This is a genomic window from Salicola sp. AFF1, assembly GCF_056783195.1.
This window is the reverse complement of sequence record NZ_JBXAYL010000191.1, coordinates 1-259: the sequence shown is the minus strand read 5'-3', so window position 1 is coordinate 259 and position 259 is coordinate 1. Positions and strand designations below refer to the sequence as shown.

The window sequence follows — 259 nt, the reverse complement described above, 5'->3', positions numbered from 1 at the left end:
CGCTCGGCGTGGATCGCGCGCAGGCCCTGGCGCTGGCCCGCCTCCCATTCGAGGAAGGCCACCGCCATCCGCTCGTAGCGGGGAAACCACTCGGCGTAGAGTTCGGGGTACTGGTCCTGGAGTGGGCCGAAGGCCTCGAAGGCGATGGTGTAGAGCAGCGTCTCCGCGTCGGCCGGCAGCGGGCCGGGATGGGCCGCGGAGAAATCGCCGAGGATCTTGTGGATCAGGCTGCCGCGCTCGGCCGCGCCGGGGACCACAG

The 259-nt window shown here is 71.4% G+C and carries 1 protein-coding gene; it reads right to left on the bottom strand.

The genetic code is table 11. The features are described from left to right. Positions 1-259 (bottom strand): hypothetical protein (locus AC1RQI_RS17300; RefSeq protein WP_481905845.1); only part of this gene is annotated, 259 nt, incomplete at both ends.